The following is a 12,885-nucleotide window of genomic DNA, read 5'->3' as shown; positions in this document are numbered from 1 at the left end:
CTCGCTGACACCCATCAGCTCAGCGGCCTTACTTGCCTCGCAACGCCCCTCCAGAACAAGGTTCAGTATCTGTGCTCTCTTCGCTTCTCGCTCGGTCAAATGTAGTCCTCTCATGGGCTGACATATTCACTGAGCAGTTACCTACTGACAATATCACTGAGCAAAGACACAAACCGCCGTTTCGTCTTGACCAGCATGTTGTGCATCGATAAAATCGCAATAGTTGACACACTACACCCAGGTTACCATGCTGCCCGTAGCCCCCATAACCAGCCTCACGTTGACTACCACGCCTTCCGTGTAGCGGGCATTCGCCCGGCGGAAGGCTATTCTGCGTCCCGTCCCTGTCACACAAACTTACCCGCCGTGGCCGCATTGCGTGTAAAATTACCTGCGCAATCGTCTACGCGCACCAAATGAGGAACTCCAATGTCACAAGACCTCGCAGAGCTGCGAAAGCGTATCAGGCACTCCACGTCCCACATAATGGCGGACGTCGTCACAAGCATGTACCCCAACGTGAAGCTGGGCATCGGCCCGCCGACGGACGACGGCTTCTACTACGATTTCCTGATGGACACGCCGATCGCGCAGGCCGACTTCGAGAAGATCGAGGCGGCGATGCGCGAGGTCATGAAGAAGGACTTCAGGTTCGTCTACAAGGAATACCCGCGCGCTGAGGCGCTCAAGCTGGTGAAGGACCAGCCGCTGAAAACCGAGATCATAAACGACCTTCCGGAAGGCGAGACGATCTCGACGTACACGCACGGGAGGTTCGAGGACCTGTGCGCGGGTCCTCACATTGAGTCCACGGGCAAGATACCTGCCTTCAAGCTGCTCAACGTGGCGGGCGCGTACTGGCGCGGCGACGAGAAGCGGCCAATGCTCCAGCGCGTCTACGGCACGGCCTACGAGTCGGGCGAGGAGCTTGAGGCGCATCTGAAGCGGGTAGCCGAGGCCGAGCGCCGCGACCACCGGAAGCTAGGGGTTGAGCTTGGCCTCTTCTTCTTCAATCCCATCGCGCCGTCCAGCCCATTCTTCCTCCCGAAGGGCGCAACGCTGTACAACGGCCACGTTACGTACGTGCGCGACCTGTACAAGCGCTACGGTTACCAGGAAGTCATCACACCCCAGATGTTCGATACGGAGCTGTGGAAGCGGTCCGGCCACTACGCGAACTACAAGGACAACATGTACTTTTCGTACGTGGACGAGAAGGAGATGGGCCTCAAGCCCATGAACTGCCCGGCCGCGGCGGTGCTGTTCGGCTCTTCCCCGCACTCGTATCGTGAGCTGCCGATAAGGTACGCAGATTTCGGACGCCTGCACCGCTACGAGCGCTCAGGCGTCACGCACGGCCTGACGCGCGTCCGCACGTTCTCCCAGGATGACGCCCACATCTTCTGCCGCCAGGACCAGATCGAACAGGAAATTAACTCGTTCATCGCTATGGTCAATGAGACCTTCAACATATTCGGGTTCAAGGACATCAATGTTGCGCTATCGCTCCGCCCGGACAAGCGCATCGGCAGCGACGATCTCTGGGATCGGGCTGAAGGCGCGCTGGCGTCCGCACTGACGAAACAGGGAATACGCTTCGAGCCGAAGCCGGGCGAGGGCGCGTTCTACGGCCCCAAAATCGACTTTTTCGTCAACGACGCCATCGGCAGACCGTGGCAGCTGAGTACAGTGCAGCTCGACTACAACCTGGCGGAGCGCTTTGACCTGGAGTACAACGCGGAGGACGGCACGCGCCAGCGGCCGGTGGTCGTGCACCGCGCCATGCTGGGAAGCCTTGAGCGCTTCCTCGGCGTTATGATCGAGCACTTCGCCGGCGCGTTCCCCCTGTGGCTCGCGCCGGTGCAAGCGGTCGTGATCCCGATAGCGGACCGGCATCAGGAGTATGCGAACAAGGTCGCGGCCGAGCTTGCGCAGGCTGGCATCCGGAATGAAGTTGACAGCCGAAACGAGCGCATGCAGGCCAAGATCCGCGACGCCCAGGTGCAGAAGGCGCCGTACATGCTCGTAGTCGGCGACAAGGAGGCCCAGGCAGAGGCCGCCGCGGTCCGCCTGCGCTCCGGTGAAAACCTCGGGGCTGTGCCCGTCAAGGAAATCATCGCACGGATGGCTGCTGAGATAGCGGAGAAGAAGCCATCCTATTGAACACTTTCTGCTATCTGTGCTATATTCGTAGATACTCAGTTTTTGACTGGGGAAAAGCTGTTTGACCTTCGCACCCGCGCTTCGGCGCGCGGCTGAGGACTGAAACCGAGAGGTGCTAGTATACCGAAGGAGTACCGGACTAACGCCAGAATACGCGTTCCCGAAGTCCGTGTCGTGGATGAAAAGGGCGAGCAGCTCGGAGTGATGCCTACACGGCAGGCGCTCCTGCTCGCGGAGGAGCGCGGCGTCGACCTGGTTGAGGTTGCGCCGGGTGTTGAGCCTCCCGTCTGCAGGCTGATGGACTACGGGAAATTCCGATACGAGGCCACCCGCCGTGAGCGGGAGGCAAAAAGGGACCAGAAGGCAAAGTCCTCGAACGAGCTTCGCGAAGTCAGGCTCAAGACCCGCATCGGCGACCACGATAAGGACGGCAAGGTGCGGCAGGTGAAGCGCCTCCTTGGGGAGGGCGCAAAGGTGAAGGTCAGCGTGGTGTTCCGCGGTCGTGAGATCACGCACCCGGAGGTCGGCATGGCCGTCCTCAAGTCCGTCGCGGAAGACCTTGTTGACGAAGCGATGATGGAAAAGGCCCCCGCATTCGAGGGGCGCTTCCTGACTATGATTCTCTCACCGGCAAAAAATTCGGCGAGCAAGCCTGCCCCCGCGGCGGCGAGCAAGCCCGCGCAACCGCCAAAGGAGCAAAAAGTTGCCCAAGCTAAAGACGCATAAGGGCGCAGCCTCCCGCTTCCACATTACGGGATCGGGCAAGGTTATGCGCATGAAGCGGCACCGCAGCCACCTGCGCCGCACCAAGCATGGCAATGTGAAGCGACAGCTTCGCACCAAGCAGGACGTGGCCGCTGTCGACACCGAGCGCATTACAAAGCTGCTTCCTTACGGGAAGCCGTAACACCCAAGGAGACCTCACGTGACCAGGATCAAGCGCGGCGTAACAAAGCATCGCCGCCATAAAAACGTACTAGCTATGACCAAGGGTCATGGAACGGTGCGGCACAAGCTTTACCGCCGCGCCCACGAGTCCATGATCCACGCCCTCCGGTACTCCTGGGAGCACCGCCGCGACAAGAAGGGCCAGATGCGTCGCCTCTGGAACATCCGCATCGGCGCAGCCGCCCGTGCGAACGGCCTCTCGTACAGCCAGCTCATCCACGGCCTCAAGGCCGGCAATGCGGAAATCAACCGCAAGATGTTGGCCGAGCTGGCCCTCCAGGACCCTCAGGCTTTCGCCGCGGTGGTAGACTCCGCCAAGGCGAACCTCGGGACCGCAAAAGCCTGATCTCGCCCGCCCCAAATGAATCTGGGCCGCTGGCATGCCGACGGCCCAGATTGTCGTTCCAGCTCTTATCTGCCGCGATTTATCTTCCCTGCCTGCGCAGCGCGTAGATCCTCGGGTGCAGAAACCCGCTCTTGAAGATTATTTTCAGCGGAATCACCTGTTCCACTCTCCAGAGGCCGGACCTGGCTTCCAGCACTGGCTCAAAGAGCCTCGTATTGCTCGTTATCGCCACGAAGGCGCCACTATCAACGGCGATCCGAGCCGTCTCCGCCAGAACGGCGTCGTAAAGGCTGGCCAGGTCCTCCCCGCTGCCGTGGAGCATGCCGTAGGGCAGGTCAGCGACGATGCGGTCCACGCTGGCGGCGTCGAGTCCCGTATCGGCTGCATCACTTTTGACGAGAGATACCTGTCCGTCCACGCCCGCGGCGCGCATATTCGCCGCCGCGCACTCGAGGGTCCTCGCGTCGATATCTATTCCAACGGCCGAGGCGGCCCTGCCAAGTGCCAGGCGCTCTATCAGCAGCGTACCCGAGCCGCATGCAAGGTTCACCAACCGGTCGTGTTCGTTCGTTCCGGCCAATTTTACCATCGCGGCCGCAACGCAGGCATTGAGCGCCCCGGGGAAGTCGCACACACGCCATGCGCGCGCGGACAGCGGCCTGGCAGTGGTGCGGACAAGGACATCCCACCCCGTCGCCCGGTACAAGGAGCGTCGCACTGAGATGAGCAGGTCTCCCTCGGACGTCGTGTCGTGTAGCCCGAATCCGGCCGCGATCTCTCGTCTGAGCCGCCTGAATACAGGCGAGTCCGACCCGGCGGCGCTCACCCTTGACGTCTGGAACGGACCACCGGGGTGGAGATTCACAACGGTGCTAATGAGATGCAGCACACTGGGCAAGAGCTTTGGGCTGAGCAGCGCGTTAGGGCCTGCGATATTGAACGTCTCCACTACGTTGGCCGAGAGCGACGTTTTGAGAAGGCCGGCGGCCGCGACGCTGCCCTGCGGGGCGCTGATGGCAACCCTCCCCTCCCTACGGCCGCCGAGCATCTCCGCGCCGAGCAAGGATACCGCCTCCTCGGCCGCGATCTGCTCAAGCCCCGGAACGGTCTGCAATTCGATGATTGTGGCTGTGCGGTCCATCTCGCCGGCCATCACTTCTCCCGCAACAGGAGCCGAATGTCCGCCGCCACCTTCTCGGGGTCGAGGGGGAGCGTGTGTATGACGCGGCGCGTGCCCTGCCTATCGATCAGGTAGACCGGCGCAGAATGTACGATGTCGTACGTCGCCGCGATACCGTCGCGCAGAGAGTCGACGCTGCCGGGGGCAGGGGTCGGCGCAGGCGCCTGAGGAGTGCCGCTGATCGCCGGGGCTACGGAGTATGCGTCCCACACCGGCTTCAATGCCTCCTCAGGACCGACCAGATATTTCCATTTGCCATCCATCCCCCACCTCTCGGTATACGCCTGAGCGGCAGAAACCGTATCTCCCTTCGGGTCCACGCTCACCGCCACAATCTCCACCCCTTCTGCATCGTTGCCAAGGAAACCATCCACCTTCTTGAGCTCGCCGGCGACTATAGGGCAGATGTCCGTGCAGCTCGTGTAGAGAAAGGTGAGTGCGACCACATTGCCTTTAAGGCCGGCCATGGAGACTATGTCGCCATGCTGGTCAGTCAGCTCGAACGCCGCCGCCGGGAATTGCGGGGAAAGCACTGTGCCTTTGAAGCTTTCCGGCGCGCCACCGCCGCACGCCGCCAGGATTAGCAAGAGGATAGCGAGAGTGGCAACGCCGATCTGCCGCCGGGCACGCTGCCATCGTCGCCCGGGTTCACGGTTACCGCTGCTTGTTCCCGAGAGACGGCCCGGCACCATCGGGAAGATTGAACCTGTACCTATCAGGCGGAGATTCGACAAGTCTTCAAGTCCTTTCTCAAAAAGAAAAGGGACCCCGAAACGTCGGAGCCCCGTTATGCATTGGAGCTACCCAACTCCGCAGGGAGCTGCGACCTAGTCGTGCTTTTCGGTGCCGCGCTCAAGAATGGCGGCAATCACCGGCACAAACACCACGATCGCCATTCCCAGGCCAACTACTCCGATTGGCGACTCGTCCCCTGCGACATCGACGTGCGCGACCTCGGCGAGGAGGGTAAAGATGTAACCCAGGCCCCCGGCGAATGCCGCCACGGAAATTACGGCAAGCAATGGAATGAGGACCGCGAGTCCAAATCTTCGGCTCTGCATCGAGGTGGTACCTCTCTAGTATTTGTATGACGTCAGCTCAGTATGATCGGGCTCGGCGCTGGAGTTCTCTTGCTGGTACCAGCGCATAAAGGCAATGACCAGCAGGGCCGTAAACAGCCCCGCGCTTCCCACCTTCATTATTACGCCGCCAATCTGCTGGTCGGCAAGAGGGCTGATTCCCAGTATCTGCGGCGCATGGACATACCACGTATAAAGCGGGTGGTCCGAGAACGTTACGAAAGCGAACACGATGATCTGCGATATCGAAAGCGCAAACATGTACACGATTTGCAGCGGATAAGAGAGCCGCGGCAGCTCCGGCATGTTGCTCATTAGCGGCCACCACATAATCATGGCCGCCCCAATAAACATCAGGTGCTCCGACACATGCCACCAGTGATTGGTGACGGAAAGGTTGTAGATAGCCGGGATGTGCCAGAGCGCGAAGGCCAGATTGAACGCCGCGAGCGCGATTACCGGGTGGCGGACGGTACGAGCGATTATGAATATCCAGTCCGGCCGCAGCAGAGGCCGGATCAGCCAGTCCGGCGTTCCCCAAATTATAAGGGGCGGCGCCACCAGCGCCAGCAGCATATGCTGCACCATGTGAACGCTAAAAAGATATGAGTCGCTCAGAATGTGAATGGGCGAAACGAGCGACAAGAATATTACCATCACGCCGAGCGTGAACGTTGCAATCCGTTTTGGGTCGATCTCCTCCGCCCAGTTGTACTTTTCTCTTAGCGGACCGACGCCCAGGAGATAGAGCGCCATGAGCCCGCCAAGCCCGACGATCACTTCGATGTGGCCATGCCAGTGGGTGAGGACCGACCCCAGAGATTCGTGCATTGGTGTCGCCACCCTTCCTCAGTTTGCCCCCACAGCTCAGAGCTCCTAGAGGTAGAACAGGGCCAAAAGCGCTATGTAAACCGAAATCGCCAACGCCAAGCCGCCCAGAAAAAGCATCGAAAAGAGCCTCGTGTCGTACTTCAGGTGCATGTAGAACATGATCACCAGGGCAAACTTGATGCTGGAGAGTACCAGCAGGACCGGGATAATCCCTTTGCCCAACCCTTCAACATAGAAGACCAGCAACTCAACCATGGTTATCGCTACCAGGGTCATCGCCACCTTGATGTAAGTGGCTGCCGTAGGATGGTGGGCTTCGACGTGCGGCGTGTGCCCTGCCGCGACGAAGTCAGACCGGTCAGCGTGCGCGCCGGCGTCGTTGTGTCCGGCGTGACTCTTCTTTGTATCTGCCATGTTTCGCCCTTCAGCTAGTTTAATCTTAACCTAGAACCCTTCGAACACGCCGAACAGGTAAACAACCGTGAAAATCACGATCCAGACGATGTCGACGAAGTGCCAGTACAGCGCTGCGATATCCAGCTCCAGGTGCTTGGCAGGCGTAATACCGCCCTTTTTGAACGAATAGAAGAACATCGAGAGCAGCCAGATTATCCCGAGCGTGACGTGCGCGCCGTGCGTGCCCGTAAGCGTGAAGAACGTTGAACCGAACAGGTTCGTCCTGGGCGTCAGCCCGTGCTGGACAAAGTCATTGAACTCGAACACCTGAAAGCCGATGAATGTGGCGCCGAGGATGCACGTCGACAGGAGCCATATCCGAAACGCCTTGATATTGCCCCGTCGCAGCGCGGAGTATGAGAGCACCATGCTCATGGAGCTCATCAGGAGCACGAATGTACTCACGGACGTGACGGGGATGTCAAACACATCCTGAGGGTACGGCCCAACCAGGCTCTTCCCGTAGTAGACCAGGTAGGTAGCGATCAGCGCGCCGAAGAACATGCAGTCCGAGGCCAGGAAAGCCCAGATCAGCAGCTTCCGGTGATCGAGACCGGTTGTTGTTGCGGGATGCTCTTCAGCGTGTGCAGCGGCCATTTCGTGTGCCACAGTCAGTCTCCATCAATGGTGCGCGGGGTCCGGCTCATTAACCGGCTCCAGCGACCAGGCGTAAATTCCGATCATAAGAATGGCGCCGCCAAGGACCGCGACGGGCCAAGCGAATATCAAGCCGTACGCCCCAACCAGTAGGCCAATGCTGGTGAATATCGGCCAGTACGAAGGCTGCGGCATATGTATGCCGTGGCCCTCGCCGACGGAGCCGCCGGCTACCGGGACCGTGTGGTGACCGCCGTGCTTCTGCTCCCAAAGCGGGTCGCGGCCGTGCACAACCGGAATCTGGGCGAAGTTGTACTCCGGCGGAGGCGATGGAATACTCCACTCAAGCGTGCGGGCGTCCCAGGGGTCGGCCCCGGCCTGTTTACCCTTGATGAGGCTGTAAAAAAAGTTGACGATGAAGATGAGGACGCCGAATGCCAACGTAAATGAGCCAACGGAGGAGACGAGGTTCCAGAAGTCCCAGCCCATTCCCTCAGCATATGTGTATATTCGGCGGGGCATGCCGTCCAGCCCAAGGAAGTGCATTGGGAAAAAGGTGATGTTCGTGCCGCCGAAGACGAAAATGAAGTTCCAGAAGCCGAGCTTCTCGTTGAGGAACTTGCCGGTCATCTTTGGGAACCAGTAGTAGATGCCGCCGAAAATGGCCATTATCGCGCCGCCGAAAAGCACGTAGTGGATATGCGCGACAATGAAGTAGGTGTCCTGCTGCTGCGCGTCAGATGGGGCCGAAGAGTGCATGACTCCGCTCAGGCCGCCAATAATGAAGAGAGCAATAAAACCGATGGCGTAGAGCATCGCCGTAGAGAACCTGATAGACCCTCCCCACATGGTGCCTATCCAGTTGAAAATCTTTACGCCGGTAGGCACCGCGATGGCCATCGTGGTAATCGCGAATACGGAGTTGGCCACCGGGCCAAGACCCACCGTGAACATGTGGTGGCTCCAGACCATCCAGCCCATGAAGCCGATGAGCACGCCGGAGAGTACCACCACAGGGTAGCCGAATAGCGGCTTCCGGGAAAAGGTGGGCAGTATTTCGGAAACGATTCCCATCGCCGGGAGTATCAGGATGTAGACCTCCGGGTGGCCGAAGATCCAGAACAGGTGCTGCCACAGCACGGGGTTGGCGCCGGCTGCCGGCACGAAGAAATTCATGCCGTAGAAGCGGTCCATCATCAGCTCGAGGAGAGCGATGGTGATGACGGGGAACGCCAGGATAAGCAGGAAGGAGGTAACGAGCGTCATCCAGGTGAACATAGGCATGCGCATAAGGGTCATGCCCGGGGCGCGCATGTTAATGATGGTGATGATGAAGTTCAACGACGCAGCTAGCGAAGCTACGGCCAGGACCTGCAGGCCGACCACCCAGAAGTCGATGCCGACGCCTGGGTTGGCCTGTAGGCCCGTCAGGGGCGCGTAGCCGAACCAGCCGGCGTTGGGCGCGCCGCCAAGAAACCAGCTTAGCTTCAGGATGAGCGCGCCGAAGAGGAACGTCCAGTAGCTAAACGCATTCAGCCTGGGAAAGGCCACGTCCCGCGCGCCTATCTGGAGCGGTACAAGGTAATTGAAGAACGCCGCGCTGAGGGGCATGACGCCCAGGAAGATCATCGTCGTGGCGTGCATCGTGAAGAGCTGGTTGAACACTTCCGGGCTCACAAGGGCCATCTCCGGCCTCATGAGCTGGGCGCGCATGAACAGCGCCTCAATGCCGCCGGAGACGAACAGGATAAACGCGGTAATGCCGTACAGCGCGCCGATCCTCTTGTGATCGATTGTCGTTATCCAGCCCCACACTCCAGTACAGGACACCGGACGCTTAGGGACAGGCAGGGCAAAAGTCGCCATTAATAGCCTCCCGGCTGTTCGACTTCTCTAGTCAAGGGTCATCAGGTACTGCACAATTGCCGATATCTGGGCTTCGGTAAGGTGCTTGGTCGGGTCGGTATATATCTGGGCCGTCCGCGCCATCACGTTACCCGGCTTCAGCGCCTCTGGGTCCGCAATCCACTTGCGCAGGTTTTCCTGGTTGTTCTCCAGAATGCCTGCCGCGATGGTGGTCCGGCTGCCGAGGTGGGTCAGGTTGGGGCCTGTGCGGCCGCGCGCCCTGGCAACGCCTTCTATAGTGTGGCATGCAAAGCACTGGCCGGCGCCCTCAAAGAGGGCTTTGCCCTCAAGGGCGAGCGGATCGATCGGGTCTTTGGCAGGCGCGTCCTGAGCGGCCAGCCATGCGTCAAACTCCGCCTGAGGCTGGGCAAAGACCCTGAATCGCATCAGAGCATGGGCTATGCCGCAGAACTCCGCGCACTGCCCAAGGTACTCGCCGGGCTCATCGGCCTGGATCCACATATGGTTATCATTGTTCGGGACCAGGTCAACCTTGCCCGCGATCTTGGGAATCCAGAAGCTGTGGATGACGTCCCTGGAGTGCAGGCGGATGTTGACCGGCTTGCCGACGGGTATGTGCAGCTCGTTGGCTGTCACGACGTCGTCGTCAGGATTGTTGATGTCGTTCAGGTAGCGGAACTCCCACCACCACTGAACGCCCGTGACATCAATAGTCATGCCGCCTTCTTCAGGCGGGTGAGGCGAATTAGCATTGTAGAAGAGTGTCTTGATCGTCGGTACGGCCACCACAACCAGGATCAGCGCCGGAATGACGGTCCACGTTATTTCAAGGGGGGTGTGCCCGTGCGTCTGTGGCGGAACACCGTCACCGGCTTTGCGGCGGTAGCGGATGACTGTGTAAACCAGCGCAGCCTCCACCAGGACAAAGACGACTACGGCCGTCCAGAATATCCAGTAGAAGAGGGTGAGCTGAGACCGGGCCACGGGTCCCTGGGGGTCGAACGTGGACTGTTGGTGCTCCGGGTAGCATCCGGCGAGGACGCCCATGAGCAGAACCAGAAGCACCACGCCGACGTATTTGGTCTTCGGGCTTCTAAACATCGACATGGTGCTGGTCAGCGTCTCCTTTCAAGGCAGATACGCGAGAACTTCGGCGCCGCCTTGCGTGGCACCGACATAAGAATCTATCAAGGCAGACGGTCAGAGTCAAGAGCCATTGGCTGGCTTTCGCATCGTTTGCCGCGTTCCGGGCCTTACAAACACAAGATGTTGGGTGCGCTATCGGCTGTTGGCTTACCCATTGCGCATAGCGCTCAAACGACGCTATCGATCATAATAGCCAGGAACAACAGGTCAAGGTAGAGGAGCGAGTAAAGATACAGGCTCCGCGCCCCCTTGACGCCCTGGGCTCTCAAAAAGCGGTACGCAAAATAGATGAAGAGGCCCCCGAGCACCGTAGTCGAGGCCAGGTATATGCCCCCAACTGCCCCCGTCACAAAGAACATTACCGTCAGCGCCGTCAGCAGCACCGTGTACAGCAGAATGGACTGCTTCGTATTCTCCAGGCTGGAAACGACCGGGAGCATGGGAATCCCGGCGCGAACATAGTCGTCCTTAATGAGGATGGCGAGGGCCCAAAAATGCGGCGGCGTCCAGAAGAAGATGATCGCGAAAAGGTAAAGGGCCGGCAAGTCAAGCGAACCCGTTATCGCCGTCCAGCCGACCATCGGCGGGACGGCCCCGGCTGCCCCGCCGATGACGATGTTCTGGGGTGTCACCCGCTTGAGGCCGATCGTATACACGAATATGTAGATCAGCGTGCCGGTAAGTGTGATCGTCGCGCTGAGCACATTCACGAATGAGGACAACAGCACGAAAGCGATCACGTTCAGAGCTACACCGAACACCAGCGCGTTGGTGGGTGTTACACGTCCGCTGACAACCGGCCTGCGGCTCGTCCGGCGCATCATGCCGTCGATGTCGCGCTCCAGGTAGTGGTTAAGGGCGTGCGCGCCGCCGGCCGCCAGGTAACCGCCCACAAGCACCACGGCGACGGTCGCGGCGTCAGGCAGGCCCTGCGCCGCAAGGAACATGCCGCCGATGGCTGTCACAAGCAAGAGCGAGATGATCCGGGGCTTGGTAAGCGCAATATAGTCGCTTACGATGCTCCGCGCAGGAGGAGTAGTCGCCTGAACTGTCATGTGGTCGCCCTCTCCAAACCCTTTGCCGCCAACGGCTTCTCTTTTCTGGCGCCAAGTATAACGCCCTGCGATGCGTAAATAAAGACAGCCAGGTAGACCAGTGCAACCCACACCAGTGTAGCCATGCTCAGGTGAATCGCCTTGAATTGGGTGGCAAAGCCGGACCAGACGAGGGCAGCGCCAACTCCCGTCTGGAAAACGAACGCCCCACCGGCAAGCAGCGCTGCCATTCGCACATGTTTATTCCCATCGCCCCGAATGTACGCCTGGACAACGGCATAGCCGAGCACAATTCCTATTAATAACGAAAGGTACCGGTGACCCATGTGCTCCATGTATGCCCTACCCTCCGGCATGAGGGAGTCATTGCAGAGCGGCCACGAAGAGCAGCTCGATCCGTAGCCCATACCAACGATGTATGAGCCGTAAAGTATCAGAAGAAATACCCCAACAAGCGAAGCGATGACCAGTCTTCGCGTCCCGGCGCCACCGCCAAGGTTGACCTTTGAGACGGCGGCAATTCCCTTCGACGGCCAGCCGGCGACAGTCATGACCGCGATGCTCGCGATGGTAAGCTCCGCGATGGAGAGATGTATTAGCCTTACCCACCATGTGAGCTCCGTCAGAACTGTCGCCCCACCGAGGACGCCGGCAGCGACAACGAACAGAAAAGCCGCAGCAGTGGAGACCTTCGCGGGCCGGTTATCGCGGAGGTATCGCCAGGCGATAAAGACTGCGACGAGAATCAGGATACCCAGGACGCTTCCCGTGACACGATGTGAGTATTCGAGAATGACGTGGTAGTCGAACGGAGGAATTATCTGGCCGTGGCAAAGGGGCCAGTCCGGGCAAGCATCGCCAGAGCCGGTAACGCGAACAGTGCCCCCAAGCGTAATCTGCCCGATGGCGGCAATTAGCGCCGCGATCGAGACGATGCGGAAGGCTGTCGCAGATTTTGTGGGTTTCGTGGCCCCTTCGTTCAAACGCCCGCTGCCTCGAAATTACTGGGATGTCAAACGCAATTGTTCAACGTTTAACAAGCATGGGAAGAATAGCACAGCCAGCTTTACCCAGTCAATTCAAAACCGATGGTCTGTCTTTGCTCAGTGATATTGTCAGTAGGTAACTGCTCAGTGAATATGTCAGTCCATGAGAGGACTACATTTGACCGAGCGAGAAGCGAAGAGAGCACAGATACTGAACCTTGTTCTGGAGGGG

At 59.5% G+C, this 12,885-nt stretch carries 14 protein-coding genes; 4 read left to right on the top strand and 10 right to left on the bottom strand.

What is annotated here, in order from left to right; genetic code table 11:
* Positions 1 to 429: 429 nt before the first annotated feature.
* The 4 genes from thrS to rplT all read left to right on the top strand — a co-directional run bounded on the left by thrS (position 430) and on the right by rplT (position 3,457).
* Entirely contained in the window at positions 430 to 2,163 is a 1,734-nt protein-coding gene (gene thrS / locus FJ319_13200) for a threonine--tRNA ligase (GenBank protein MBM3935233.1), read from the top strand.
* A 99-nt stretch (positions 2,164 to 2,262) separates the two neighbouring features.
* Positions 2,263 to 2,889, top strand: a complete 627-nt coding sequence (locus FJ319_13195) for a translation initiation factor IF-3 (protein MBM3935232.1) — start codon at positions 2,263 to 2,265, stop codon at positions 2,887 to 2,889.
* Positions 2,867 to 3,070 carry a 50S ribosomal protein L35 gene (gene rpmI, locus FJ319_13190; protein MBM3935231.1) on the top strand — a complete coding sequence of 68 codons (204 nt, stop codon included), beginning with the start codon at positions 2,867 to 2,869 and terminating at the stop codon, positions 3,068 to 3,070. Before FJ319_13195 ends, rpmI begins: the two co-directional genes overlap by 23 nt.
* Before the next feature lie 18 nt (positions 3,071 to 3,088).
* Positions 3,089 to 3,457 carry a 50S ribosomal protein L20 gene (rplT, locus tag FJ319_13185; protein MBM3935230.1) on the top strand — a complete coding sequence of 123 codons (369 nt, stop codon included), beginning with the start codon at positions 3,089 to 3,091 and terminating at the stop codon, positions 3,455 to 3,457.
* A gap of 79 nt (positions 3,458 to 3,536) precedes the next feature.
* Here rplT and FJ319_13180 read toward each other — a convergent pair whose 3' ends face one another.
* The 10 genes from FJ319_13180 to FJ319_13135 form a co-directional block, all read right to left on the bottom strand.
* A complete protein-coding gene (locus FJ319_13180) occupies positions 3,537 to 4,610 on the bottom strand; it encodes a methyltransferase domain-containing protein (GenBank protein MBM3935229.1) in 1,074 nt (357 codons plus the stop codon).
* Positions 4,610 to 5,329, bottom strand: a complete 720-nt coding sequence (locus FJ319_13175; protein MBM3935228.1) for an SCO family protein — start codon at positions 5,327 to 5,329, stop codon at positions 4,610 to 4,612. The genes FJ319_13180 and FJ319_13175 overlap by 1 nt, the downstream gene beginning before the upstream one ends.
* 135 nt (positions 5,330 to 5,464) lie before the next feature.
* Positions 5,465 to 5,698 (bottom strand): hypothetical protein, encoded by a 234-nt coding sequence (locus FJ319_13170; GenBank protein ID MBM3935227.1) that lies wholly within the window; start codon positions 5,696 to 5,698, stop codon positions 5,465 to 5,467.
* Between the two features lie 15 nt (positions 5,699 to 5,713).
* Positions 5,714 to 6,547 carry a cytochrome c oxidase assembly protein gene (locus FJ319_13165; protein ID MBM3935226.1) on the bottom strand — a complete coding sequence of 278 codons (834 nt, stop codon included), beginning with the start codon at positions 6,545 to 6,547 and terminating at the stop codon, positions 5,714 to 5,716.
* A 45-nt stretch (positions 6,548 to 6,592) separates the two neighbouring features.
* Positions 6,593 to 6,961 carry a cytochrome C oxidase subunit IV gene (locus tag FJ319_13160; GenBank protein MBM3935225.1) on the bottom strand — a complete coding sequence of 123 codons (369 nt, stop codon included), beginning with the start codon at positions 6,959 to 6,961 and terminating at the stop codon, positions 6,593 to 6,595.
* A 30-nt stretch (positions 6,962 to 6,991) separates the two neighbouring features.
* Positions 6,992 to 7,600, bottom strand: a complete 609-nt coding sequence (locus tag FJ319_13155) for a cytochrome oxidase subunit III (protein MBM3935224.1) — start codon at positions 7,598 to 7,600, stop codon at positions 6,992 to 6,994.
* A gap of 24 nt (positions 7,601 to 7,624) precedes the next feature.
* Complete coding sequence (gene ctaD / locus FJ319_13150; protein ID MBM3935223.1) at positions 7,625 to 9,466, bottom strand: cytochrome c oxidase subunit I; 1,842 nt, start codon at positions 9,464 to 9,466, stop codon at positions 7,625 to 7,627.
* A 27-nt stretch (positions 9,467 to 9,493) separates the two neighbouring features.
* Entirely contained in the window at positions 9,494 to 10,573 is a 1,080-nt protein-coding gene (gene coxB / locus FJ319_13145; protein ID MBM3935222.1) for a cytochrome c oxidase subunit II, read from the bottom strand.
* Positions 10,574 to 10,779: 206 nt separating this feature from the next.
* The gene (locus tag FJ319_13140; protein MBM3935221.1) at positions 10,780 to 11,667 is read right to left on the bottom strand and encodes a protoheme IX farnesyltransferase; all 888 of its coding nucleotides are present in this window, start codon (positions 11,665 to 11,667) and stop codon (positions 10,780 to 10,782) included.
* Positions 11,664 to 12,650 (bottom strand): heme A synthase, encoded by a 987-nt coding sequence (locus tag FJ319_13135; protein ID MBM3935220.1) that lies wholly within the window; start codon positions 12,648 to 12,650, stop codon positions 11,664 to 11,666. Before FJ319_13135 ends, FJ319_13140 begins: the two co-directional genes overlap by 4 nt.
* Positions 12,651 to 12,885: the final 235 nt, after the last annotated feature.

It is taken from the genome of SAR202 cluster bacterium (genome assembly GCA_016872355.1).
Classification (GTDB): domain Bacteria; phylum Chloroflexota; class Dehalococcoidia; order Lucifugimonadales; family VGZY01; genus VGZY01.
This window is presented reverse-complemented; position numbering and strand designations above follow the sequence as displayed.

Bases quoted from the DNA above. Each gene is read 5' to 3' on its own strand.
- thrS (MBM3935233.1), top strand. From the start codon at position 430: ATGTCACAAGACCTCGCAGAGCTGCGAAAGCGTATCAGGCACTCCACG.
- FJ319_13180 (MBM3935229.1), bottom strand. From the start codon at position 4,610: ATGGCCGGCGAGATGGACCGCACAGCCACAATCATCGAATTGCAGACC.
- FJ319_13175 (MBM3935228.1), bottom strand. From the start codon at position 5,329: ATGGTGCCGGGCCGTCTCTCGGGAACAAGCAGCGGTAACCGTGAACCC.
- FJ319_13170 (MBM3935227.1), bottom strand. From the start codon at position 5,698: ATGCAGAGCCGAAGATTTGGACTCGCGGTCCTCATTCCATTGCTTGCC.
- FJ319_13165 (MBM3935226.1), bottom strand. From the start codon at position 6,547: ATGCACGAATCTCTGGGGTCGGTCCTCACCCACTGGCATGGCCACATC.
- FJ319_13160 (MBM3935225.1), bottom strand. From the start codon at position 6,961: ATGGCAGATACAAAGAAGAGTCACGCCGGACACAACGACGCCGGCGCG.
- FJ319_13155 (MBM3935224.1), bottom strand. From the start codon at position 7,600: ATGGCCGCTGCACACGCTGAAGAGCATCCCGCAACAACAACCGGTCTC.
- ctaD (MBM3935223.1), bottom strand. From the start codon at position 9,466: ATGGCGACTTTTGCCCTGCCTGTCCCTAAGCGTCCGGTGTCCTGTACT.
- coxB (MBM3935222.1), bottom strand. From the start codon at position 10,573: ATGTCGATGTTTAGAAGCCCGAAGACCAAATACGTCGGCGTGGTGCTT.
- FJ319_13140 (MBM3935221.1), bottom strand. From the start codon at position 11,667: ATGACAGTTCAGGCGACTACTCCTCCTGCGCGGAGCATCGTAAGCGAC.